Below are 21,637 nucleotides of genomic sequence, written 5' to 3' on the forward strand. Positions count from 1 at the left end.
AGTGAGAGCGCACCGGTGCTACATCGCTCCATGATGCGCCGCGTCCAAAATCCCATTTCCTAGGGAATTCGGGTAATTACGTGTCCGGCACGGCACGTGCTAATCAACAGGTGCAGATACGTTCAATCCGGGTGCAACGACCGACCGCTGGCCGCTCACCTGGGAAGAAGCCGTATCGCGGAATCCCCCCGCTCCCTCGTGGAGCGGTCCGCGTTGTGGACTGGGTGAATCCCCCCACTCTGTCCTGCGTTGTGGCGGCAGCCTTCCCCCGGGCTGCCGCCGTTTTTTTTTCAGGGACTGGAGGCGATGAGCGCGCCATCCATCACCGGAGCCTGGTGGAGACGGGCTCGCAGGAGTGCGCCCGGTGTGACCCCCGTCAGGCCCCTGAACTCGGTGATCAGGTGGGCTTGATCGTAGTAGCCGACCGCCGCCGCGATGGCTCCCCAGTCTGGAGTGGCGACGCGTGCCGAAGCACGCAACGCACGCTGGAACCGGACGACCCGCACGAACTCCTTGGGCCCCACCCCCACCACCTCGTCGAAGGCCCTGCGGAGCTGCCGCTCGCTGACGCCCAGGCCACGAGCCAGGACACTGACACGGGGAAGCTCCACGGCGTCCGTGATCGCCCGAATGGCCCGCCGCACGACGTACGCCGAGGCAGGCTCGAACACGTCGCCCCGACAGAGGCGCTCGGAGAGCGCGTCCTCGAGCAGCCGCAGCCGCTCGGTGTTGTCCGAAGTCTCCGCGACCCGCTCACAAAGCTGCGCGCCGTCAGCCCCCCAGAGCGTCTCGATGGGCAGGATGCGGTTGGTGAGTTCGGACATCGGCACGCCGAAGAACGGGTATGCCCTGCCGGGCTTGAAGCGCACGGCGATCGCTTGCGGCACCTCCTCGGCCAGCTTGCGAAACACCCGCAGACGCGTCCCCATTGTGTGGACCTCGCTGCCCGTGTCCCGGATGCGAACGATCAGATCGACCTGGCCGTCCGGGAGCTTCACGTAGGGGTCCGCACCCGCTCCCCGCGTGACGATCCGCAGGCCTTGCACGAAGCGCGAGAGCGTGTGTCTCGGCGCGAGCTGGATGGACGAAGTGCTCACTCACTCGAGCATGGTGCACCGCCGCACGGCGTTCAACCCACGGAGCCCTCGGCCCGTGTGCGATGGCCGATTTCTCCAATCGATTTCCCCGCGGCGCTCCTAGGTATCCGCCCCAAGGAGACAGCCCATGCGAGTCCACCACATCAACTGCGGAACCCTGTGCCCCCCGAGCGCGCGCTTCGTGCTGGGAGAAGGAAGCCTCTTCGAGCGCGCGCGCATCGTCTGCCATTGCCTCGTGATCGAGTCCTCCCAGGGGCTCGTCCTGGTCGACACCGGCCTGGGGCTGCACGACATCCAGGACCCGAGCCGCCTGGGGCGCAGGTTCATCACGCGCAACGCACCGCGCCTCGATCCCAGCGAGACGGCCGCGGCTCGCATCGAACAGCTCGGCTTCCGGCGCGAGGACGTTCGCCACATCATCCCCACGCACCTGGACGTCGATCACGCGGGCGGGCTTTCGGACTTCCCCACCGCCGCGGTGCACGTCTTTGGCGACGAGCATGATGCGGCCCTCGCGCCAAACGGACACCCCAAGAGGTCCGGCTACCGGCCCGCACAGTGGGCACATGGTCCGCGGTGGACCCGCTACGCGGTCGACGGCGAGCGCTGGTTCGGCTTCGAGTCCGTGCGGGTGATCCCAGGCCTGTCCGAGGAGATCCTGCTCGTGCCGTTGGTGGGCCACTCGGAAGGCCACTGCGGTGTCGCGGTCAAGAGTGACCAGGGCTGGCTGCTGCACGCGGGCGACGCCTACTTCCACCACCGCGAGATCGACCCGGTGGCTCCCCGCAGTCCGCTCGGTCTGGCGCTCTTCCAGCGCCTCCTGTCCACGAACAACACTTCGCGCCTCGCCAATCAGGCCCGCCTCCGCGACCTGGTGCGCGATCACGGACAGGAGGTGCGCGTGTTCTCCGCGCACTGCGCCACCGAGTTCGCGCGCGACATCGCGAGCCCGCAGCCTCTCCGGTGATCAAGCCGGCGAAGGCCACTCTTCCTTCGGCACCGAGGCCCCCTCTCCCAGGGCGGGGACCTCGGTCTCGAAACGCCCTGGAAGCTCGCGCCCCACGCGTCTGCCCAGCGTCCGCCGCACCGCTCGCGGGAGCCGAGGCAGCAGCGTCATCACCCAGCGGTGACCTCTTCCCGGATAGACAAGCGGGGCCCCGCGCTCGAAGGCCGCCAGGGCCTCGCGAGCGCACCGTGCCGCGGAGACCAGGAACAACGGACGCGGCTCCCGAGGCGCTCCCCCCGGCAGGGGCTCACCGTCATCGATGGGGCCCGGAGCCACCTGCGTGACACAGATGCCCGTACCCTCCAGCTCCAGGCGGAGCGATTCGATGAAGCCATCCAGGCACCGCCGGGTGGCCGCGGAGGTCGCCGCCCCCGGCAGGAAGAGCTGGCTCGAGCCCGCGCCCACGAACAAGAGCCCTCCCCGGCCCCGCGCCATCATCGGCCCCAGCAAGCGGCGCGCGAGCATCAGCGGCGCCACCACGTTGCTCATGAGCATCCGCTCGATGCTGCCCCACCGCTGTCGCGCGAAGAACCCCCGTTCGTCCGCGCTGGCGGCACTCACCAGCACATCCACCGAGATGAAGTGCCGCGCCAGCTCCGCGAGCATGTCCCCCACCTCGCCCGGCCGGGACACATCACACGTCAGCAGCACCACGCCGAGGGTGGGGTTGTTCACCTGCAGCTCCGTGCGCAGCGCCTCCAGCCGCTCCGGCTCCTGGTCCACGAGCACCAGGGTCCGTGCCCGGTGAGCAAGCTGCCGTGCGAGCTCTCTCCCGACCCCCGAGGCAGCCCCGGTAATGAGGATGGTTCCTGCGTCGATGGGGGGATGCATGAGCTCCTCCTGGCTGGGGGGTGGAAGATGCGCTCCTGGCAGGCAAACCTAGGTCCTTCCCTCCGCCTGCGCACCTCCAGCCCTCCCGTCAGCCCAGCTCACAGCCCGGTGCTGTAGAAGCCAGGCGCAAAACCTGCGCACTGCTCCAGTTCCCCCGAAAGGCTTGCGTCCGGGCAAGCGCTTCCCCCTGGGGAACAACTGGCATGCTTCTTCCAAGAACGGAGGGCAATCCCCACCTTTAGGGGGTTCAGGAGGAAGCCTCATGCCCGCTCCGTCTCGCGTTCTGGTCCCTGTGGATCTCTCGGAAGGCTCCCGAGGCCTCATCGACTACGCCATCCAGTTGGCCACACCGTTCAATGCGGAGATCGAGATCATCCACGCCTGGGAACCGCCCCAATATGTGGCCCCGGATCTACTCGTGGCCGCGCCCGGCTGGAACTCGCAGTCACTCGAGCAGGTGGCCGTGGATGCCGCCACCAAGGAGCTCAACCAGTTGGTGGAAGCGGCGCAGCGCTCCGGCCGCCCGATCAAACATCGGGTCGTCGTGGGCGAAGCGGCCGCTACCGTCTTGCGCGTCGCCGAAGAGGGCAAGCACGACCTCATCATCATGGGCACCCATGGCCGGCGTGGCCTGCCTCGCCTGCTGCTTGGGAGCGTGGCCCAGAAGATCGTCGCGCGGGCCCACTGCCCCGTCCTCACCGTGCACCTCTACGACGCGGCGAAGTAGCCCCGTCCCCCGCGCCCCCCTCACCCGCCTCGCGGTTGGGAGAGGGGGGATGCCTGGGCCGCCGCTCGCTCGCGACGCGCCCTCAGCACCGTGGGAACGCTGAGCACCAGCATCGCGGCCATCACCAGCAGAGCACCCACGAGGGCCACCGCACGCGACGCTTGCTCACCGCGTCCACGATCGGGGCGAGCACCAGCACTCCGCCTCGCATCATCAGCATCATGAAGGCGAGATCACGTCGATGAGAGTGCGCGTCCAGGAGTGCCTCCAGGCAGGAACACCCGTCTTCTGCAAACCCGGCGCCCGCGTGCCTCAGGGCTGCCAGGACACGTCGTACGTCACCTCATCTCCCTGCCGGGAGGAGAACTGCACCTCGATCCCCTTCACACCGCACTGAGCCACGGTCCCGTGAACGAGCCCCTGGTAGTAACCGGGACGGCTCACGAAGTTGAACCACAGGGAGTAACGGGTGGGACCGAGCCGCTCCAGCCGGGTCTCCGTGAAGTTGTTCGCTGTCCGGAAGGTGCGGTTCATGCGCTCGAGGGTGCGGTGCGGCCCGATGGTCCACAGCAGCGCCTTGAGCGGGCGACCCATCAGCGTCTGGTTGTAGGTCGCGATGAAGGCCAGGCCCAGATCGATCTGGGCTTCATCCAGCGCCAGGTCCGGCCGGCGATGCCGTGCCACGTAGTCAATCAGCGCGGCGTGCACCGCTACCGGGTACGCGGGGAGCAGCGGCTTGCTCAAGTCAATGCCCAGCGCATCGAGCGCGGCAACCTGCTCGGGAGGAGCAGGCCGCTCCAGAAGCCGCAGGATGCTGTCCATCGTGTGTTCGAAAACGACCTTCTCAGCCACGCCGCCTGCGTATCATGGTTCGCGATACACACGACACATCTCTTAGTAGAGGTCCTCCAGGACCACGGGCGACAGTGGCCGGGAGATACACGCGAGGACATGTCTCAGGGGACGCTCCTGGGGCAGCAGGCAGTTGGGCTCCTCCATGCGGACCTCGCCCTCGACCAGCCTGAGCCGGCAAGAGCCACATCCACCGAGGGTGCAGGAGTACTGCAGCGACAACCCCGCCGAGAGTGCCGCCTCCAGCACTGTCATCCCAGCGGGCGCCACGAAGCGGCGAGGCTCCCTTCCTCGGAGCCGGATTTCCACAGGCTGCGGAGCGAGGAGTTCGGCGGTGGGGGCGGAACTCTGGCGCAGGTGGGGCCGGGTGAAGAGCTCTTCACGGATGCGCTCAGGCTTCACGCCCCAGGAGTGCAAGGCGGCTCGCGCCTCCACCAACATCGGCTCGGGGCCACAGATGAACCACGTAGCCGGACCGGCCTCCAGCCCCGGCAGCACCGAGAACTCATCCTCCAGCACGTAGCGGTTCAACAACCCCACTCCGCCCTTCCAGCCCGAGGGAGGCTCGGAGAGCACCAGGCGTAAGCGGAAGCGATCCTCGTGGGCTCGCGCGAGCGTCTCCAGCGCCTCCCGGAAGATGATGTCCTGCTCGCGGCGGTTGCCATAGACCAGCGACACGCTCGTGGTGGGCTCCGTCGCGAGTGCGGTGCGCGCCATGGACATCAGCGGAGTGATACCGCTGCCTCCCGCCACCAACACCAGGTGGCGAACCGCACCGTTCCCCGGCGCCGCGGTGAAGCTGCCGGAAGGCCCACGCACCTCCAAGGTCATCCCGGGCGATGCCCGATCGTTCAGGAAGTTGGACACCCTCCCGCCCGCCACGCGCTTGACGGTGAGGCTCACGCGCGAGGGCCCTTCGGCTTCGGGCGCGCACGACGCGGAGTAGGCACGGCGCAGCGGCACCCCATCCACCGTGACGAGCACCGTGAAGAACTGTCCCGGCACGAAGGTGACGGGCGCGCCGCTGGGATCCTCCAGCACGAGCGTCACCGTGTCGGGTGTCTCGCGAATCACCCGTTCCACCCGCAGGGTGCGTGCTCGGAGGATCGGGCCTGGGGAGGACTCCAGGGGCGTCGAGATGCTCACGAGAGCATGGAGTACCGCCTGGAACCTGGGAGCGTCCAGAGCCCCCACGGCGGGTCTGCCCGGACTCGGAGGAGTGGTGGCCACACTGTCTCCGTACCTCGGAGACCATTACACTGCGGGCGTGTCCACCGCGCGCCTCGTGCTCTGTCTCACCGTGCTCGCCTCGAGTCCGGCTTTCGCTCAGACAGCCGACGACCGTCCCGTGGCCTCGCCCGAGACATCGCCCTCACCGCCTCCCCTCATCCCCGCGCACGAGGCAAGCCCTCCAGAGTCTCCCGAGGGCGAATCCATCCCTTACAGGTATCGTCCCGCCCAGGTGGATCGGAACTCCACCCGACGCCTGGTGTTCGAGACGCTGGCGGGAGCGGGAACCGGCTTCGTGGCTGGCATCGCGGGCGCCTTCGCTGGGTTCCTCCTCGTCGAGAACGAATGCGACGATGCCGACTGCGCCGTCCCCGTCCTCGGGGCCATGAGCCTGGGGATCGTGGTCGGCACGCCGCTGGGCGTCTACGGAGTCGGTCGTGCCATGGATGGCCACGGCCAGTACTGGGCCTCTCTGGCGGGCACGGGAGTGGGCTCGCTCGTGGGGCTCGGGCTGGCCTACGGCTTTGCCCTCCTCAGAGCCGATGCGCTCGTCTTGATCAGCCTCTTCGTGGGGCCCCTCGCGGGAGCGGTCATGGGCTACGAGATCTCCGACTCCAGCGAGCGAGCCAAGGCCCAGGTTCCCGCGAGCCCCTCTCCAGTCAGCTCCGGCGTCCGGTACGTGCCCATGCTCAGTGTCACCCGTTCGGGAAACGTCCTCGGAGGCATCGTGGGGCAGTTCTGATGCCCCACCTCTCCGTGGGTCTCCCGCTCAGCGCGACTTGCGCTTGGGCAGACGCGACTTGACGGCCGGAGCAGGAGTCGGCACCGGAGCCTCGGCATGCGCTCCGAGCCATGCATCGATCTCCGCCACCTCCTTGGGCTTCTCCAGCCTCACGTAGAGTTCGCGGGCCTTCCGAGCCTCCTCGCGGGACGGCCCTGGCGACGGCCCCGAGTCCCAGAGCGCCTTCGCCAGCGCGAACCCTGTCTGAGCCAATCCCTCGGGCTCGGTGTCCGCATAGGACAGCGCCTTGCGCAGCGGCTCGATGGCCTCGGCGGGATGTCCCTGCGCCAGCAGCGCCTGGCCCACGCCATCGTACGAATAGGACAGATCCGGGTGATCCTCGCCCAGCACCTTGCGCTTGATCTCGAGGGCCTCGCGGAACGTCTTCACGGCCTCGTCGTAGCGCTTCAGCGCGATGAAGCTCATGCCCAGCTCATCCAGCGTGTCGGCCACGGCGGGATGCTCCGGCCCTTGCGTGGCCCGGCGGATCTCCAGCGCCTGCTGCACATGCTCCAGCGCCTTCTCCAGATCACCGCTCTCGCGGTACGCAGTGGCGAGCATGGTGTGGCGCGTGGCCACCTCCGGGTGCTGCTGGCCCTTGGCCGCCACCGTCTGCTGGAGCGACTCGTCGAGCAGCGAAAGGGCACGCGGGTAGTCCGCCATGCGCAGCGCCGCCAGCCCCAGGCCATGACTCACCTTGGCCCGCTTGGGATCCTCGGGCCCCAACGTGGAGACCGCCAGCACGCGCGCCTTCTCGAAGTAGTCGCGGGACTCCTGGTAGCGGCCCTGCAGCAGCGCCACGTAGCCCAGGTTCCCCATCAGATCGAGCGCCAGCGGTGCCTCGCCGCCCAGCCGGCTCAGGATCGCCTGCCCCACCTGCCCCCAGCGCTTCGCCTCCTCGGGGTGGCCATTGTTGGCGAACACGTAGATGAGCTTGGTGACTGCCTCCAGTCGGAGGCGATCGGCGTGGCCGGACTCCGCCGTGTCGAAGGACTGCTCGAGCTGGGTGATGCTGTCCTGCGCCTCGCCGCTCTGCTGGAGCAGCCAGCCCAGGTGGTAGCGGAGCTCGGCCTGGAGCGGCAGATAGGAAGTGGCCACCACCTCGGGCTCGAGCTTCCGGGCCAGCTCCACTCCGGCCTTGTAGCGGCCCGCATCGTGGAGCGCCTTCACTTCGGAGATCCGCCCGTCCAGTTTCTCGATGCTGGCGCGCAGCGTGGGGTCCGCCGGCAGGGGTGGTTGCTCGGCCAGAGACGCAATGTCCTGGCAAGGCTGCAACGAGGGCAGTGCCGCGGCCGCATCCACGGCGCGCTCCACCACCTTGGCGTCCGCCTCGGACAGCAGGCTCGTCAGCGCCCCGAGATCCTTGCGGCGCCGATCCAGGCACACCATCCGCATGGCGAGCAGCTCCTCTGTCTGCTCGCCGCGCACGCGGGTGGCCTCGCACGCCTCGGTGTGCATGTGCGACCACGCACCCGCGTACCCGTCCAGCGCGCGCACCACCTTGAGGGCCGTCTCCGCCGCGAAGGGCTTGCCCGTGGCCGTGAAGGCAGCCTCCAGCTTCTGTCGCGTCTCCGGGCTCCAGGCGGAGGCCACGATCGAGTCCGAGCCCGCGCACACCCGGCTCTGCTGGTAGAGGTACAGGCCCACGCCCGCCGAGGCCAGCGCCAGCGCTCCGGCCGCCGCGAACGCCCCGCGCCGCTGCACCCGGCGCTGCTGCTGCGAGAGCGCCTCCAGCAGGGCGTCCATGGAGGGGAAACGATCCTCCGGGTTCAGCGACAGCCCGCGCATCACCGCGCGGCGAACCCAGGTGGGGATCTTCGCGTCGGTGGGCGGCTCCTTCGCAGCGGACGAGTGAGGCAGTTGGCGCCAACTGTCCGCGGCGCCCGCGGAGGCCCGAGAGGTCTTTGCCGCTGTCCTCGCCACCTGCCGAGGCTCGAAGGGGCGCTTGCGGAAGAGCGCCCAGTACAGCGAGGCGCAGAAGCTGAACTGGTCGGCCCGCCCGTCCACGCCCTGCCCCAGGTACTGCTCAGGCGGCATGTACTGGGGCGTGCCCATGACGATGTCGCCGTCCGGCAACTCCAGCGCGAGCGGCTCGCGAGCCTCTCCGCCCTCGCGCGGTGCGTCCTCACCCGCGAGGGACTCTTCCTCGGCCTCGGCCAGCTCGGCGATGCGCGCCAGGCCGAAATCCAGCACGCACACGCGGCCGGTGTTCCCGACGAGCACGTTGGCTGGCTTGAAGTCCCGGTGCACGAGTCCCGCACCGTGCGCCGCCATCAGGCCCCGGCCCGCCTCCAGGAAGACGCGGAGGATCTCCTGCCAGGAGTGTTGCTCCTTGCGGATCCACGTGCTGAGGGTGCGGCCCTGGATGAACTCCATGGCCACGAAGACCTGGGAGTAGAACGTCCCCACGTCATAGACGGCGATGACGTTGGGGTGGGAGATGCGGGCCATGGCCTGGGCTTCCCGCAGCATCCAGGCGCGCGCCGAGTGCCCCTCAGGGGTCTGCCGATCCGGGCGCAGCAGCTTGAGGGCTACCTTGCGATCCAGATCCGGATCATAGGCGGAATAGACGACGCCCATGCCGCCCTGCCCCAGGGGCTTGAGCAGGACGTAGCGCTCGATGCGAGTGCCACGCGGGAGGTCGAAGTTCTCATCCGGCCCCTCCGCCGTCGGCTGGGAGGCCGCGCTCGAGGACGCTCCGGATTGAGCCCGGGAGGCGGTGGGACGCGCCTCGCGGGTGGGCATGTCGGGAGGGGCTTCGATCCATGGCCCCCGGGGCTCGGTCTTGGAGTCCTCCATGGACATGGGCTCTTAGAACCCGTCGCCCGTCATCTTCTTGCCGATGCCCGGATCCTTCATGTCCGCTTCCCGGATCTTCTCGAGAACGAGGCGGTCAACGTCAGAGGTGCTCTGCTCGAGCTTCGCCAGGGTCTCATAGGCTCCCAGGTCGCCCTTCGCCTTGCCCTCCCGCAGCTCGCGAACGAACGCGTCCACGTCCTTGCCGGGCGGAGTGACGGACTCGGCCTTCGGCTCCTCCTGGGTGGTGGGCTTGTCGCCGTAGCGAACGTTGAGCTCGTAGTTGTTCTTCTGCTCGTTCGCCTCCATCTGCGAGTTGAGTCCCTCGGTTGGAGGCTCCTTGAACTCGGTATCGACGCCCTCGAGCACCTCGTCGGTGGCGGTGAATGCGTCCGGGTTGGGAGTCTCCAGGGCTGCCGAGTTGGCGGCGTTCGCCGTGGTCGCGGCCACGGAGGCGACGGCACTCGCCACATTGGACAGCGGGGTCCCCGAGGAAGTCACAGTGGACTGTGCCGTCACGGTGCCCGTGGCTTCGGCGGTCACGGTCACGGTCGGTTTCGTCGCCTCGGTGGAAGGAACGTCTGAAGTCACGGCCACCGTCGGCTTCGCCGCCACCGTGGGCGTCTCATCCGCCGTAGGGCTGGCAACGAGAGCCTCCGTCTCGGTAGGCGTCTCGTCCTCCGTGGGACTGAGGACAGACTCCTCCGTCTCGGTGGGCGCCTTGGTCAGCGAGGAACCGAGGTCGGGCACCTCCGCCTCAGCTGGCGTCTGGGACACCACCGTGGGCTGCGCCGTCACCGTAGGCTGCGCCGTCACCGTCGGCGTCCCGGTCAGCGTGGGGCGGGACACGGAAGCCCCCACCTGGCTCACCGTCTGAGGCGTCACCGTCGGCAGATTCGTCACCGTCGGCTTCTGGAGCAGCGTGGGATCGATGACAGGCTTCGCCGTCTGGGTCGGCGTGCGAGGCGCCACCGCCGGCAGATCCGTCACCGTCGGCTTCTTGGTCTGCGTGGGGCTGATGACGGGCATCGCCGTCTGGCTCGGCGTCCGAGGCGCCACCGCTGGCAGATCCGTCACCGTCGGCTTCTTGGTCTGCGTGGGGCTGATGACGGGCATTGCCGTCTGGCTCGGCGTCCGAGGCGCCGCGGACGTGGCGGACGCGGTCGTGGCCGAATTGCTCTCGAAAGCCGAGTCCCCCAGGTTGAGCGAATTGCTCTGGCCCGTGAGAGGAGCGAGCGCCGAATTCGCCGCCTTGAGCGTGGCGGCCTCCTTGGGGCTGGCGACGGGGATCAGCATGCCACCATCAGGCGGGGCCTTGAGAACCGCCTCCTGGAGCTGCTTGGGCGTCACCGAGTAGGGCTTGTCGTGCAGGGGATCCGAAACGATGTAGTTCCCGTTCCGGGTCATCCCCTGGATCAGGACGTAGTGCGCACTGTCCTGGTTCGCCTTGGGGTCCGACGTGCGGACCTGGGCGATGACCATGTGGCCCTGGTTCAGGTGCTGCCGGAGCTCCGAATCCCGGTAGTTGGCGCCCAGGGCGTCGCCCGCGGGGGGCACTCCGACGCGCCCCAGCATCCGCGCCACGCCCTCGGGGTCCGTGCCCTCGCGGGTGACGATGTCCTGGCCGAGCTGGTTGATGAGCTGGGCGTCGGAGAGATCGCCCATGCGCCCATAACCCCGCGCCACCATGGCCACCACAGCCGGAGCGCAATTATACGGCCCGTTCACATAACTCTGATCAACCCCCTTCGGACGAAGTTGATTGATCTGCGGAACGGGCTTCCAGCCCTTGGCTGCGGCGTTATCGCCCAGAGGGGCGGAGGAGGACTTCGACGACTGCAGCTGGGAGCGAAGGAGTACGGTCATATTTCAGAACCCTTCGGTGGATCTGATGAGCCGTCTTCTTTTTCGGAGGAAACGCGCAAGAGTTTCCTGTTCCCCGACGATTTCTTCGATCAGGCGGGCTCTACCCCCTGGGTGGAGCTGGGCTCGGAACCCGTCAGGGGGAGCAGAGAAGCGCGCAGAGCAAGGATCTGTTCGCGAGCCAACGCCTTCAATCGCTCCACGTCCGCCAGGGTCATGCCCTGAGTGGAAATGGGGGTGCCCACCGTGACGAGTCCTTTGGAGCGGGCGAACCGCCAGGAGTGCTTGGGCAGCGCGCGCCGCGTCCCGCTCACCGCCAGGGGCAGGATGTCCGCGCCCGTTTCGATGGCCAGGCGGAACGCCCCATCCTTGAAGGGCAGCAACTCGTCGGTCTTCGAGCGGGTGCCCTCGGGGAAGATCATCACCGGCACCCCCTTGGCCAGCCACTGGGCGCAGCGCGCCATGGCGCCGCGGCCGGACGACTGATCGCCGCGCGTCACGGGGATGTCTCCGGCCAGCCACATGCTCCAGCCGACGGCAGGGATCTTGAAGACACTGGCCTTGGACAGCCACTTCATCTCCCAGGGGAGATGGGAGATGAGGAAGGGGTCCGCGTTGGACTCATGGTTGCTGACGCACACGGTGCGCGGGGGCAGCTGCTTGGGCACGGGGCCGTGGATGCCGAACTGCCAGAACGGGGTCAGCTTCGCCGCCGTGACTCCGATGAGACGGAAGCACCGCCCGACGATCAACTTGCGGCGATCGAAGGGCCAGGTGAGCAACGCGACCGCCAGCTGGACGAAGAAGCCCACCAGCGCGACCAGACCGACCTCCAGCCACGTGTAGATCGAGAGCAGAGCATTCATGAATATCCGGAGCAGTTACCGGATCTTCGGATCCAGGTCCACGCTCACCGGACAGTGGTCCGAACCAAACACGTCAGGATGGATCGCCGCGCGCTGCACAAAGGGCATGGCGCCGTGGGAGGCCAGCACGTAATCCAATCTCCAACCAATGTTTCGCGCTCGAGCATCCAGCCGCTGCGTCCACCAGGAATAGTGCCCGCCACCCTTGTGGAAGAACCGGAACGTGTCCACCCAACCGGCGCGGATCCACCGGTCGAACTCCTCGCGCTCCTCGGGGCGGAAGCCGCTCGTCTCGCGGTTGTCCTTGGGGCGGGCCAGATCGATCTCCTGATGCGCCGTGTTGAAGTCGCCCACCACGAGGATCCGCTCTCCGTCCCGACGCGCCTTCTCCAGCCGATCGAAGAGCCGCCGGTAGAAGTCCAGCTTGTAGGGGATGCGGCTGTTGTCCCGGTTCTTCCCATTGCCGTTGGGGAAGTAGCCGTTGACGATCGTCAGCCTCCCGAAACGAACCAGTTGCAGGCGCCCTTCGGAGTCCACTTCCTTGACGCCCAGCGTCGTCTCCACGTCATCCGGCTCGTCCCGGGCGAAGAGCCCCACACCGCTGTAGCCCGCCCGCTCTGCGGACACGAAGTGGGTGCGCCAGCGCTTGAGGGAGCGCAACTCCTCGGGGATCTGCTCGTGGCGTGCACGCACCTCCTGCACCGCCACCACATTGGCCCGAGCCCCGGAGAGCCAGCGCTCGAACCCTTTCTTGTGGACCGACCTGAGTCCGTTCACGTTCCAGGAGACGACTCGCACCCGTCTCTTATGGCGCACCCAACCCGGGAGGTCCAGTCGAAATCATGGCGCCATGGACGGGGGCTCGATCCCTCGCTCGACCAGGAAGGTGCGGACGGCATCCGCGATCTCGCTGCCGGCCTCCACCAGCCCCGCGTGCCCTGCATCCGGAACCAGCAACCATCGGGCCTGGGGCAACACGCGTCGCATCTGCTCCATGTCTCCGAGGGGAACGATCTGATCGTTGGCCGCCGCGATGATCTGCGTGGGCACCTCCACCTGGGCGAACACGTCCCACGCATGCCCCACCATGAGGCCCTGGAGCGTCTTCCAATAGGCTTCGGGGCTCATGCGTCGCAGCGAGGCGAAGAACTCCTCCACATCCGCGCGAGGGGCCCGCGCCCGCAGAGAGCCCATGAGCCGACCTGCTGGGTAGGCGATCGGGCTGGCCAGGATGGCATGGATGGCGGGAGCCAGCATCGGTACCAGGGGTGAAACCTCATCCACCACCCGCCGCAGCGCCTTCTGCCCCATCTTCGCTACCCTGCCCTTCTGCCACGTCAAAGCCGCGCCCGGAGCCCCCGCGATGAGCGTCATGGCGGGGACCAGATCCGGCCGCCGGCGGTACAACTCCAGGACGATGCGAACGCCCATGGAGAAGGCGATGTGGTGTGGAGGCCGCCCGTCCCCTCGCCGCATCATCTCCTCGGTGACGCGCTCCAGATCACCCACGTGGATGGGCACTGAGTAGTCCCCGCTCTGAGACTCCTCGCTGTGGCCGTGCCCCCGGTAGTTCCAGTGCACCACCCGGTGATCCTGCTCGAGGTTGGCGACGATGTAGCGCCAGAAGTTCTCCGAGCTGCCAATCCCATTGGTCAAAAGGACAGGAGGCCGGGAGCTCATGTCCCCCTCGACACGCTCATCGGGCAGGTTGCCGCAATGGGTGTGGTACGCAATCCGGGTCCCATCCGGGGCAGTGACGAAGCGAGTGAGGCGGCGATAGGGCATGGACTTCGGAATACATGGTGCGGCGTGCCTCGGGGTGCAAGCTTTCCTGCTTGCCTACCAGCCCCTCGCGGGATGCTGGACGACACGGCCCAGGCCATCGAGAGTGTTCCCGTGAGCACTCCGCCCCCCCGCGAGTCGAGATGAGCATGCTGTGCGTGGATCCCAGCCGCTTCGATGTGGCCCCGGCGCTCGCCCACTATGCCGAGCACGGCTACGCCCGCCTGGGCATGCTGCTGGACGACGCGGGCCTGGCCGCCCTGCGCGAGCGCGCGGATGACCTGATGCTCGGGCGGGTGGCCTACCCGGGCATGTTCTTCCAAATGGATGCGCCCACCGGCCGCTACGAGGATGCGCCGCTGGGGCTGGGCTGGCAGGGGCCTTCGCTCGACTACCGCAAGCTGGAGAAGTTGGAGCTGGATCCGCGCTTCCGCGCGTGGCTGGAGAACCCCCTCTTCGAGCGCATCGCCCGCGCCTGCATCCCCGACGACATCGTCCTCTACCGCGCCATCCTCTTCCACAAGGGCCAGGCCGGCGGCAGCAACCTGCCCTGGCACCAGGATGGCGGAAAGCTCTGGGGCATCACCCAGGAACCCGAGTTGCAGATCTGGACCGCCCTGGACGACGCGCCCGAGGACGGCGGTTGCCTGGAGGTGGTGCCCGGCAGTCACCGGGGAGGGCTCGTCACTGCCCTGGGCGGCGTCATCCCTCCGGATCGCGTGGCCGCCGCCGAGGCCGAATCCCGTCGGCTGCTCCTACCCGCCCGGGCCGGCGAGGTGCTGCTGATCCACAACCACCTCTGGCACCGCTCCGGTCCGAGCCGCACGGGACAGCGGCGCCGTGCCTTCTCCACCTGCTACATGAGCGCGCAGATCCGGTGCGTGCGGAAGAAGAAGGCGCCTCGCGTCTTCACCCCTGTCTTCCGTCACCCGCCTGCGGGGACCGCTCCAGGGAGCTCAGGATCGAGGGGTGGATGAGGAAGTAGCCGCCGCATCCTCCGCCGTGCTCGAGGGCAGTGCGGACGTCGAGTAGGCCGCGCGGAAGGCTCGCGCCGAGGGGAAGAGGACCCGGAACGTCGTTCCGTGGCCGACCTCGCTCTCCACGGAGATCTCCCCGCCGAAGCGGGTGATGATGCCCTGGCACACGAACAGCCCCAGCCCCGTGCCCACGCCCACCGGCTTGGAGGTGAAGAACGGATCGAAGATGCGCGCGCGCATCTCTGGAGGGATCCCACCCCCGGTGTCGCTCACCTCGACGATCACGTGGTCCTGCACCGAGCGCAGCTTCACGCGGATCTCATTGCGCTCCGGCTGCCCCGCGGGGATGGCCTGCGCCGCGTTGATCAGCAGGTTGAGGAACACCTGCCCGAAGCGCCCCTCGTTGCCCTCCACGGGAGGCACATCGGCGTAGTCCCGCACCACCGTGGCGCGCGAACGCAGCTCTGCCCGGGCGATCGTCAGCGCCGACTCGATCACGTTCTGCAGGTTGACGGCCGTGGGCGCGTCGTCCTCCGCGCGCGAGAACGTCTTCAGATCGGCCACGATCTGCTTCACCTTGTTGGCGCCCATGGAGGCCTCGCCCAGCACCTCCTCCGCCTCGGACAGGCGCCCCGGGGGCAGCTCGCCCGCCAGCGTCCGCAGCTCATTGGCCAGGAACGCCAGGTTGGAGATCACGAAGGTCAACGGTTGGTTGATCTCGTGCGCCACGCCCGCCGCCAGCGTGCCCATGGCGACCAGCCGATCCGACAGCACCAGCCGCGCCTGCATCGCCTTGCGCTCGGTGAGATCGCGCGCGCTCACCACGGTGGCCGGCTCGCCGTCGAACACCAGCGTCATGCGGCTCACCTCAGCAGTCAGCACCCGCCCGCCGCGCCGCTGGAAGCGCATCTCGCTCGTGCCCGACTGAAGCTGCGCGGGGGCCACATCCAGCGCCCCCTCGGCCAGCGTTCGATCATCCGGGTGCACGTAGTTCAGCACCGACGTGCCCACCAGCTCCGAGCGCTTCAGCCCCAGGAAGCTCAGTGCGGACGGGTTCACATAGACGAGCGAGCCCCCCCGGTGGACGAAGATGGCCTCCGGCGAGCCCTCGATGAGCGCTCGGAAGCTCTCCTCCGAGCGACGCAGCGCCGCCTCGGTCCGCTTGCGCTCGGTGATGTCCAGGGACACCGCGCCCAGGAAGCGCCGGTCGGCCCCATCCTTCACGATGAAGCGGTAGGTGAACCAACAGCGCTCGGTGCCGTCCGGCGCGGGGATCAGCTCCTCGGTCGCCGTGGGTTGCCCGGACTCGAGCACCTCGCGATCGCGCTGCCGGACGATGGCCACGGACTCCGCCGACATCAGCTCATGATCCGAGATCTTCGGCAGCTCCGCCTGAAGTACCCGGTAGAAGCGCCGGTAGGGCTCGTTGGCCCAGACGCGGCGGCCCTCGCCGTCCTTCATGTACGCCAGCGCCGGGCTGTTGTTCATGTAGGAGGCGAACAGCTCCTGCGTCTCCTGCAGCGCCGTGAGCGCCGCGGCCCGCTCGGAGGCCAGCGCCTGCTTGGCCTCGAACTCGGCGGCGTTGGACATGGCCGAGGCGAGGATCACCGCCAGCAGCTCCATCGTCCGCAGTTCCTGCTCCGTGAAGGCGTGCGGCCGCTGCGAGAGGATGTTCAGGGCCCCGACCACCCGGTCGCCATGCCGCAGCGGCACGGAGATCATCGATCGGATCCCGATGCGCCGTGTGGCCTCCTGGTTCACCCGCGTGTCGCGATCGGTGTCCGCTGCGTACAGCACCTCGCCGCTCAACAGGGCCGCCCCCGTCAGGCTCTCGTACACGGGCAGCCGGAAGCCCTGGAAGGACGTCACGCAGCCCACCGTGATGCGGTAGACCAGCATGTTGCCCTCCAGCATCCCCACCGCCGAACCGTCCGCGTGGCACAGCGATCGAGCGTGCTCACAGATGCGCTGCATCACCCGTTGCAGCTCCAGGCCTGCATGCAGCAGCTCGCTCTGGAGCTGGACGATGTCCGTCAGCCGGGCCACCTCGCCTCGCCCTCGCTCGCGCAGGGAATGATCCGACGCGGCGCGGCGATGGTTCAGCAGCGTCAACCGGGCCTGCACTTCGGCAGGGGCGAAGGGCGCCACCAGGAACTCGTCCACTCCGGCCACCAGCAGCAGCGACAGCTCCTGCTCCTCCATCGACGCCGCCAGGCCCAGCACCAGCAGCCCATGCGGAGATCCCGCCCGCAGCATCTCCAGCCACTGCGCGCCCTTGGCCAGGCGAGAGGACTCCACCGCGACCACGTCCATGGGCTCGTGAGCGAGCATGCGCCCGGCTGCAATGGGGTCAGGCTCGACTGCGACGTCGTGACCCAGGCGCTTCATCTCCCCGACCAGGGAGTCGTATGGGTCAGCAGTGACGAGCAGAATCCTCATTTCTCAGGGCCTTGGAATCCAACCGTTGGGGAGTAAACCAATCATTTCGACCCCTTCTGAAATAGTCCAGAACGAACCCGTCTCCAGGGTTCGAGATGTCGGATGGTAGGCTCCCAGCCGTGTCTGGAACCCCAGGTGTCCTGGTCGCCGAGCAACCGCACTACCTCCCATGGCTGGACTTCTACGAGCAGGTGGCGCGCTCGAGCACACTGCTCGTGCTGGATAATGTGCAGTGGCTGAGGCGGGGTTGGCAGCGGAGGACGCGGGTGGCGCTGCCGCACCACGTGCCCACTCCGGCGCCGAGCGAGCCGGGCTTCCAATGGTTGAGCATTCCCCTGGAGGGAGCACATCGGGACAGCCTGTTGTCGGAGCTGTCGGTGGACGCCAGCCAACCATGGGCTCGCAAGCACCTGCAGGCGATCACCACGCTCTATGGAGGGCGGCCGTACTTCCGCAGCCAGGTGCTGCCTCGGCTAGAGCCCTTCTACGCGGAGGCGGCCCAGGCGCGAGGGCCTGGCTCGCTGCTGCGCACGCTGCTGGCCAGCATGGCGGTGTTCTACGAGCCACTGGGCCTGGCACCGAGTGTGCGGCTGGCCTCCACCCTGGATCGCTCGCACCCGGACAAGACGGGGCGGCTGGCTTCGTACTGCGTGCAGATGGGCGCGGACACGTACTACTCGGGCACGGGCTCGACGATGTACCTGCAGCCGGCGGCCTTCCGGGACGTAGGGGTGCGGCTACTGTGGCAGCGCTTCCGCTACCCGCAGTACCCGCAGGGCCGAGAGGGCCGCTTCGTGTACGGTCTGTCGATCGTGGACGTGCTCTCCAACGTCCCGGTGGACGAGGTGCGCGAGTGGCTGAAGCCCTCGCCCTGGGGCCCCTTCGCTCCGCCAGCGGGCTGAGTCAGCCGGCTACGGCGTGCCTCCCGGAGGTGGCAGGCCGCGTTGGGGTGTCTTGTCGAAGCGGACGAAGTAGCTGCGCACGGCGCGATCCAGGAGCACCGGGTTGAGCTGCGGCGGGATGCCCAGGTAGTTGGCCATATCGATCACCTGATCGAGCAGGTCTCTCGGCTGGCAGGCGGCGAAGGGGCGGCCTTGGGGCCGGTAGTGCTTCTCGATGAGATACTCCACCATCTCGGGATCGTACGGGACGTTGCGCTTGTGGCAGATGGCCTCGAAGATCTCGAAGAACTGCCCCTCGTCGGGGCGCTGCACCTCGAGCTTGTAGCGGACGCGGCGCAAGAAGGCGTCGTCCACCAGATCGGTGGGCTCCAGGTTGGTGGAGAAAGCGGTGAACACGTCGAAGGGCACCTGCACCTTCTTGCCGGTGTGGAGGGTGATGTTGTCCACATCGCTCTCGAGCGGGACAATCCACCGGTTGAGCAGATCCGACGGGGAGACCTTCTGCCGCCCGAAGTCATCGATGAGCAGCATCCCGTTCATGGCCTTCATCTGGAACGGGGCCTCGTAGTACTTCACCTCGGGCGAGTAGACGAGATCGAGCATCTCCAGGGTCAGCTCGCCGCCGACCACGACGAGGGGGCGCTTGATGCGGACCCAGCGCCGATCATACGGCTGAGAGCCGGGCTCATCCTCGACGGCCTTGTGGAGGATGCCATCGTAGAGACGGACGATGAAGTCGTCGATCATGATGGCGTAGGGGATGAAGATGTCCCCCTCGAAGCAGTTGACCATGCACTGGCAGATGGCCGTCTTTCCGTTGCCGGGGGGGCCGTAGAAGAAGATGGCTCGCCCGGAGTTCATCGCGGGGCCGATGCCGTCGAAGATGTAGTCGCGGATGCTGAGGTCGCCGAACTTGTCCTCCATACGCGCGCGGGTGATGCGGTTGCCGCGAATGGTCTGCTTCTTCACGGCGTAGACCCAGTCCTGGATGGGCACGGGCGCCGGACCGTTGTAGCGGTTGCGATCGAGGATCTGCCGCATCAGCTCGGTGGCGTACGAGGTGAGCTGGTAGATCATGGTGGACCGGCCGACGCCGGAGGCTCCGCCGCCGCGGATGTCCAGGTACTTCTGGCGGCGCAGTCCCTCGATGACTTCGTCCACGATGGCGGAGGGCAGCTTGAGGCGGCTGGCGAGATCCATGCCGCGCATCTCACCGGCGAAGAAGACGGCCTTGAGGATGAGCTCCTCCACCATGGAGACGTTGAGCCCCGCCTCCTCGATGTTGCGCGGCTGCTGGGGAAAGAACGTCTTGGAGGGCGCCGGGGAGGGCTCGAGGGCGCGGCGCTGGGCGGTGCCGCCCATGCGGCGCTCGGGGCTCGGCGGCGGCGGCGGCGCGGCGGCGCGACGGTCGGGGCCGGGGGGCGGAGCAGAGACGGCTCGGCGCTCGGGCCCGACGTAACCCGTTTGGGCGGCTCGGGTGGCCTCTGACGCGGGCGGGAGGGCAGGCGCGGCGCCGGTGCCTCCCTTGGGGCGGGGCGGAGCAGCCAGCGGAGGCGACGGAGGACCCGGAGTGACAGGGACGTCGAGCGGGGTGACGCTGCGGTTCAGGTCGGTGGTGATCTCGGGAGGCTCGAACCCCGGGGGAGTTCCCGGCCTCTTGAACTCGGGCATGGGAGCAGCCTACCCCAAATCCTGGAATTCTCCGCTGGGGGTGATGCTAACTTTGGGGCATGAGCTTCTTCCAGGAACCGCCCCGCCTCGGCAACCAGTACGACGACGACTCCCTGCTGCAGTCCTACCTTGCCCGCAAGCTGCCGGAGGAGCTCCGACGCTCTGTCACAACGGAGTTACGGGAGCTGGGAGAGCTGAGTGGGAAGTACTTCTATGAGTTCCAACTGCGGGATCGGCTGAACGAGCCGGTGCTGACCCAATGGGACGCGTGGGGTCAGCGGGTGGACCACATCGAGCTGACGCCGCTGTGGAAGGAGGCGGAGGTCCTCACGGCGAAGCGGGGGCTGGTGGCGGTGGCGTACGAGCAGAAGAGCGCGGAGCTGAGCCGGGTGCACCAGTTCGCGCTGAACTACGTGATCCAGCCGTCGCTGGACGTGTATTCGTGCCCGCTGGCGATGACGGACGGGGCGGCGCGGACGCTGTTATCGCTGGGGAACACGGAGCTGATCAACCGCGCCCTGCCCCACCTCGCGTCTCGGGATCCGGCGACGTTCTGGACGTCGGGCCAGTGGATGACCGAGCGGACGGGCGGCTCGGACGTGGGGCTGACGCAGACGGTGGCGAAGCAAACGCCGGAGGGCTGGCGGCTGTACGGGACGAAGTGGTTCACGTCGGCGACGACGTCTCAGATGGCGCTGACGCTGGCTCGGCCGGAGGGCAACGGTCCCGGAGGCAAGGGGCTGGCGCTGTTCTTCGTGGAGACGCGGAAGGCGGACGGGCGGCTGAACGGGATCCTGATCAACCGGCTGAAGGACAAGCTGGGGACGCGGAAGGTGCCGACGGCGGAGCTGACGCTGGACGGGACGTTGGCGGTGCCGGTGACGGGGCTGACGGATGGCATCCGGAACATGTCGTGGATGCTGAACGTGACGCGGACGTGGAACGCGATGGGCTGCGCGTGGGCGATGCGGCGGGCGATGGCGTTGTCGAAGGACTACGCGGCGAAGCGGGTTCAGTTCGGGGCGAAGCTGTCGGAGAAGCCGCTGCACGTGGACACGCTGGCAGGGCTGGAGGCGGAGACGCACGGGGCGTTCCTGATGGCGTTCCGGGCGGCGGAGTTGCTGGGGCGGATGGAGGCGAAGGTGGCGAGCGAGGAGGAGTTGCTGCTGCAGCGCCTGGTGACGCCGCTGGCGAAGCTGACGACGGGCAAGCAGGCGGTGGCGGCGACGTCGGAGGCGGTGGAGGGCTTCGGCGGAGCGGGCTACGTGGAGGACACGTACTTGCCGCGGCTGCTGGCGGACACGCAGGTGCTGAGCATCTGGGAGGGCACGACGAACGTGCTCTCGCTGGACACGCTGCGGGCGTTGGCGAAGGAAGGATCGTTGGACGTGTTCCACACGGACGTGGAGAAGCGGCTGGCAGCGGCGAAAGACTCGGGGCTGAAGCCGTGCGTGAAGGCGGCGGAGGACGCGCTGGAGCACGCGCGGAGCTGGGTGTCGGGCTCGCTGGCGAATCCGATGGGGCTGGAGGCGGGAGCGCGGCGGTTCTCGCTGACGCTGGGCCGGACGCTGGAGTTGGCGATGCTGGTGGAGCACGCGCAGTGGTGCCTGGACAACGGCCACGGTCCGAAGGTGATGGCGGCGGCGCGGCGGTTCGCGCGGCACGGTGTGGATCTGATTTCAGACGTGGACTTGGACGACTCGCGGCTGTTGGCATAGCGCAAGAAGTAAAACAAATCCCAAGAGCGCCCCCGCCACCTGCGGTGGGCGCAGGGACTGCCATTCTAATCAACACACATGCCCCGATCCCAAGTCACG

General features: G+C 68.0%; 17 protein-coding genes. 6 read left to right on the forward strand and 11 right to left on the reverse strand.

All coding sequences use genetic code 11. From position 1 onward, the window contains the following. Window positions 1-290 precede the first annotated feature (290 nt). A complete protein-coding gene (locus KY501_RS13390; protein WP_224363296.1) occupies window positions 291-1,097 on the reverse strand; it encodes a helix-turn-helix domain-containing protein in 807 nt (268 codons plus the stop codon). Between the two features lie 127 nt (window positions 1,098-1,224). On the opposite strand from KY501_RS13390, the gene KY501_RS13395 reads away from it, so the two are divergent. Further along, window positions 1,225-2,064 (forward strand): MBL fold metallo-hydrolase, encoded by an 840-nt coding sequence (locus KY501_RS13395; protein ID WP_224363297.1) that lies wholly within the window; start codon window positions 1,225-1,227, stop codon window positions 2,062-2,064. Here the strand turns inward: KY501_RS13395 and KY501_RS13400 are convergent, their stop codons facing one another. Beyond that, the gene (locus KY501_RS13400) at window positions 2,065-2,934 is read right to left on the reverse strand and encodes an SDR family NAD(P)-dependent oxidoreductase (RefSeq protein ID WP_224363298.1); all 870 of its coding nucleotides are present in this window, start codon (window positions 2,932-2,934) and stop codon (window positions 2,065-2,067) included. It abuts the gene before it with no gap. 262 nt (window positions 2,935-3,196) lie between these two features. Between KY501_RS13400 and KY501_RS13405 the strand changes: the two genes are divergently transcribed. Further along, on the forward strand, window positions 3,197-3,661 hold the full coding sequence (locus KY501_RS13405) for a universal stress protein (protein ID WP_224363299.1): 465 nt from the start codon (window positions 3,197-3,199) through the stop codon (window positions 3,659-3,661). A gap of 312 nt (window positions 3,662-3,973) precedes the next feature. Here KY501_RS13405 and KY501_RS13410 read toward each other — a convergent pair whose 3' ends face one another. Together KY501_RS13410 and KY501_RS13415 are read right to left on the reverse strand one after the other, a co-directional pair. Then, entirely contained in the window at window positions 3,974-4,513 is a 540-nt protein-coding gene (locus KY501_RS13410) for a DUF2378 family protein (protein ID WP_224363300.1), read from the reverse strand. 42 nt (window positions 4,514-4,555) lie between these two features. Beyond that, window positions 4,556-5,659, reverse strand: a complete 1,104-nt coding sequence (locus KY501_RS13415) for a ferredoxin--NADP reductase (protein ID WP_224363301.1) — start codon at window positions 5,657-5,659, stop codon at window positions 4,556-4,558. A gap of 76 nt (window positions 5,660-5,735) precedes the next feature. On the opposite strand from KY501_RS13415, the gene KY501_RS13420 reads away from it, so the two are divergent. Continuing rightward, the gene (locus KY501_RS13420) at window positions 5,736-6,485 is read left to right on the forward strand and encodes a hypothetical protein (protein ID WP_224363302.1); all 750 of its coding nucleotides are present in this window, start codon (window positions 5,736-5,738) and stop codon (window positions 6,483-6,485) included. Between the two features lie 27 nt (window positions 6,486-6,512). On the opposite strand, the gene KY501_RS13425 is transcribed toward KY501_RS13420, so the two are convergent. The 5 genes from KY501_RS13425 to KY501_RS13445 all read right to left on the reverse strand — a co-directional run bounded on the left by KY501_RS13425 (window position 6,513) and on the right by KY501_RS13445 (window position 13,834). Beyond that, window positions 6,513-9,323 (reverse strand): serine/threonine-protein kinase, encoded by a 2,811-nt coding sequence (locus KY501_RS13425; RefSeq protein ID WP_224363303.1) that lies wholly within the window; start codon window positions 9,321-9,323, stop codon window positions 6,513-6,515. Between the two features lie 12 nt (window positions 9,324-9,335). Next, window positions 9,336-11,186: a C39 family peptidase gene (locus tag KY501_RS13430; RefSeq protein WP_224363304.1), complete on the reverse strand. Its 1,851-nt coding sequence runs from the start codon at window positions 11,184-11,186 to the stop codon at window positions 9,336-9,338. Window positions 11,187-11,275: 89 nt separating this feature from the next. Further along, window positions 11,276-12,049 (reverse strand): lysophospholipid acyltransferase family protein, encoded by a 774-nt coding sequence (locus KY501_RS13435; protein WP_224363305.1) that lies wholly within the window; start codon window positions 12,047-12,049, stop codon window positions 11,276-11,278. Between the two features lie 15 nt (window positions 12,050-12,064). Continuing rightward, the gene (locus tag KY501_RS13440) at window positions 12,065-12,847 is read right to left on the reverse strand and encodes an exodeoxyribonuclease III (RefSeq protein ID WP_224363306.1); all 783 of its coding nucleotides are present in this window, start codon (window positions 12,845-12,847) and stop codon (window positions 12,065-12,067) included. A gap of 42 nt (window positions 12,848-12,889) precedes the next feature. Next, the gene (locus tag KY501_RS13445; protein WP_224363307.1) at window positions 12,890-13,834 is read right to left on the reverse strand and encodes an alpha/beta fold hydrolase; all 945 of its coding nucleotides are present in this window, start codon (window positions 13,832-13,834) and stop codon (window positions 12,890-12,892) included. Window positions 13,835-13,980: 146 nt separating this feature from the next. Between KY501_RS13445 and KY501_RS13450 the strand changes: the two genes are divergently transcribed. Further along, window positions 13,981-14,808 carry a phytanoyl-CoA dioxygenase family protein gene (locus KY501_RS13450; protein WP_224363404.1) on the forward strand — a complete coding sequence of 276 codons (828 nt, stop codon included), beginning with the start codon at window positions 13,981-13,983 and terminating at the stop codon, window positions 14,806-14,808. Here KY501_RS13450 and KY501_RS13455 read toward each other — a convergent pair. Further along, a complete protein-coding gene (locus KY501_RS13455) occupies window positions 14,788-17,139 on the reverse strand; it encodes an ATP-binding protein (RefSeq protein ID WP_224363308.1) in 2,352 nt (783 codons plus the stop codon). The two genes, KY501_RS13450 and KY501_RS13455, sit on opposite strands and share 21 nt — an antisense overlap. A gap of 227 nt (window positions 17,140-17,366) precedes the next feature. Between KY501_RS13455 and KY501_RS13460 the strand changes: the two genes are divergently transcribed. Continuing rightward, window positions 17,367-18,149 (forward strand): WbqC family protein, encoded by a 783-nt coding sequence (locus KY501_RS13460; protein ID WP_224363309.1) that lies wholly within the window; start codon window positions 17,367-17,369, stop codon window positions 18,147-18,149. A 9-nt stretch (window positions 18,150-18,158) separates the two neighbouring features. Here KY501_RS13460 and KY501_RS13465 read toward each other — a convergent pair whose 3' ends face one another. Continuing rightward, a complete protein-coding gene (locus tag KY501_RS13465; protein ID WP_224363310.1) occupies window positions 18,159-19,820 on the reverse strand; it encodes a DUF8689 domain-containing protein in 1,662 nt (553 codons plus the stop codon). Window positions 19,821-19,879: 59 nt separating this feature from the next. Here KY501_RS13465 and KY501_RS13470 point away from each other — a divergent pair, with 59 nt between their 5' ends. Continuing rightward, window positions 19,880-21,538, forward strand: a complete 1,659-nt coding sequence (locus KY501_RS13470; RefSeq protein ID WP_224363311.1) for an acyl-CoA dehydrogenase family protein — start codon at window positions 19,880-19,882, stop codon at window positions 21,536-21,538. Window positions 21,539-21,637 lie beyond the last annotated feature (99 nt).

This window comes from Hyalangium versicolor, assembly GCF_020103695.1.
In the GTDB taxonomy this organism is placed as follows: domain Bacteria; phylum Myxococcota; class Myxococcia; order Myxococcales; family Myxococcaceae; genus Hyalangium; species Hyalangium versicolor.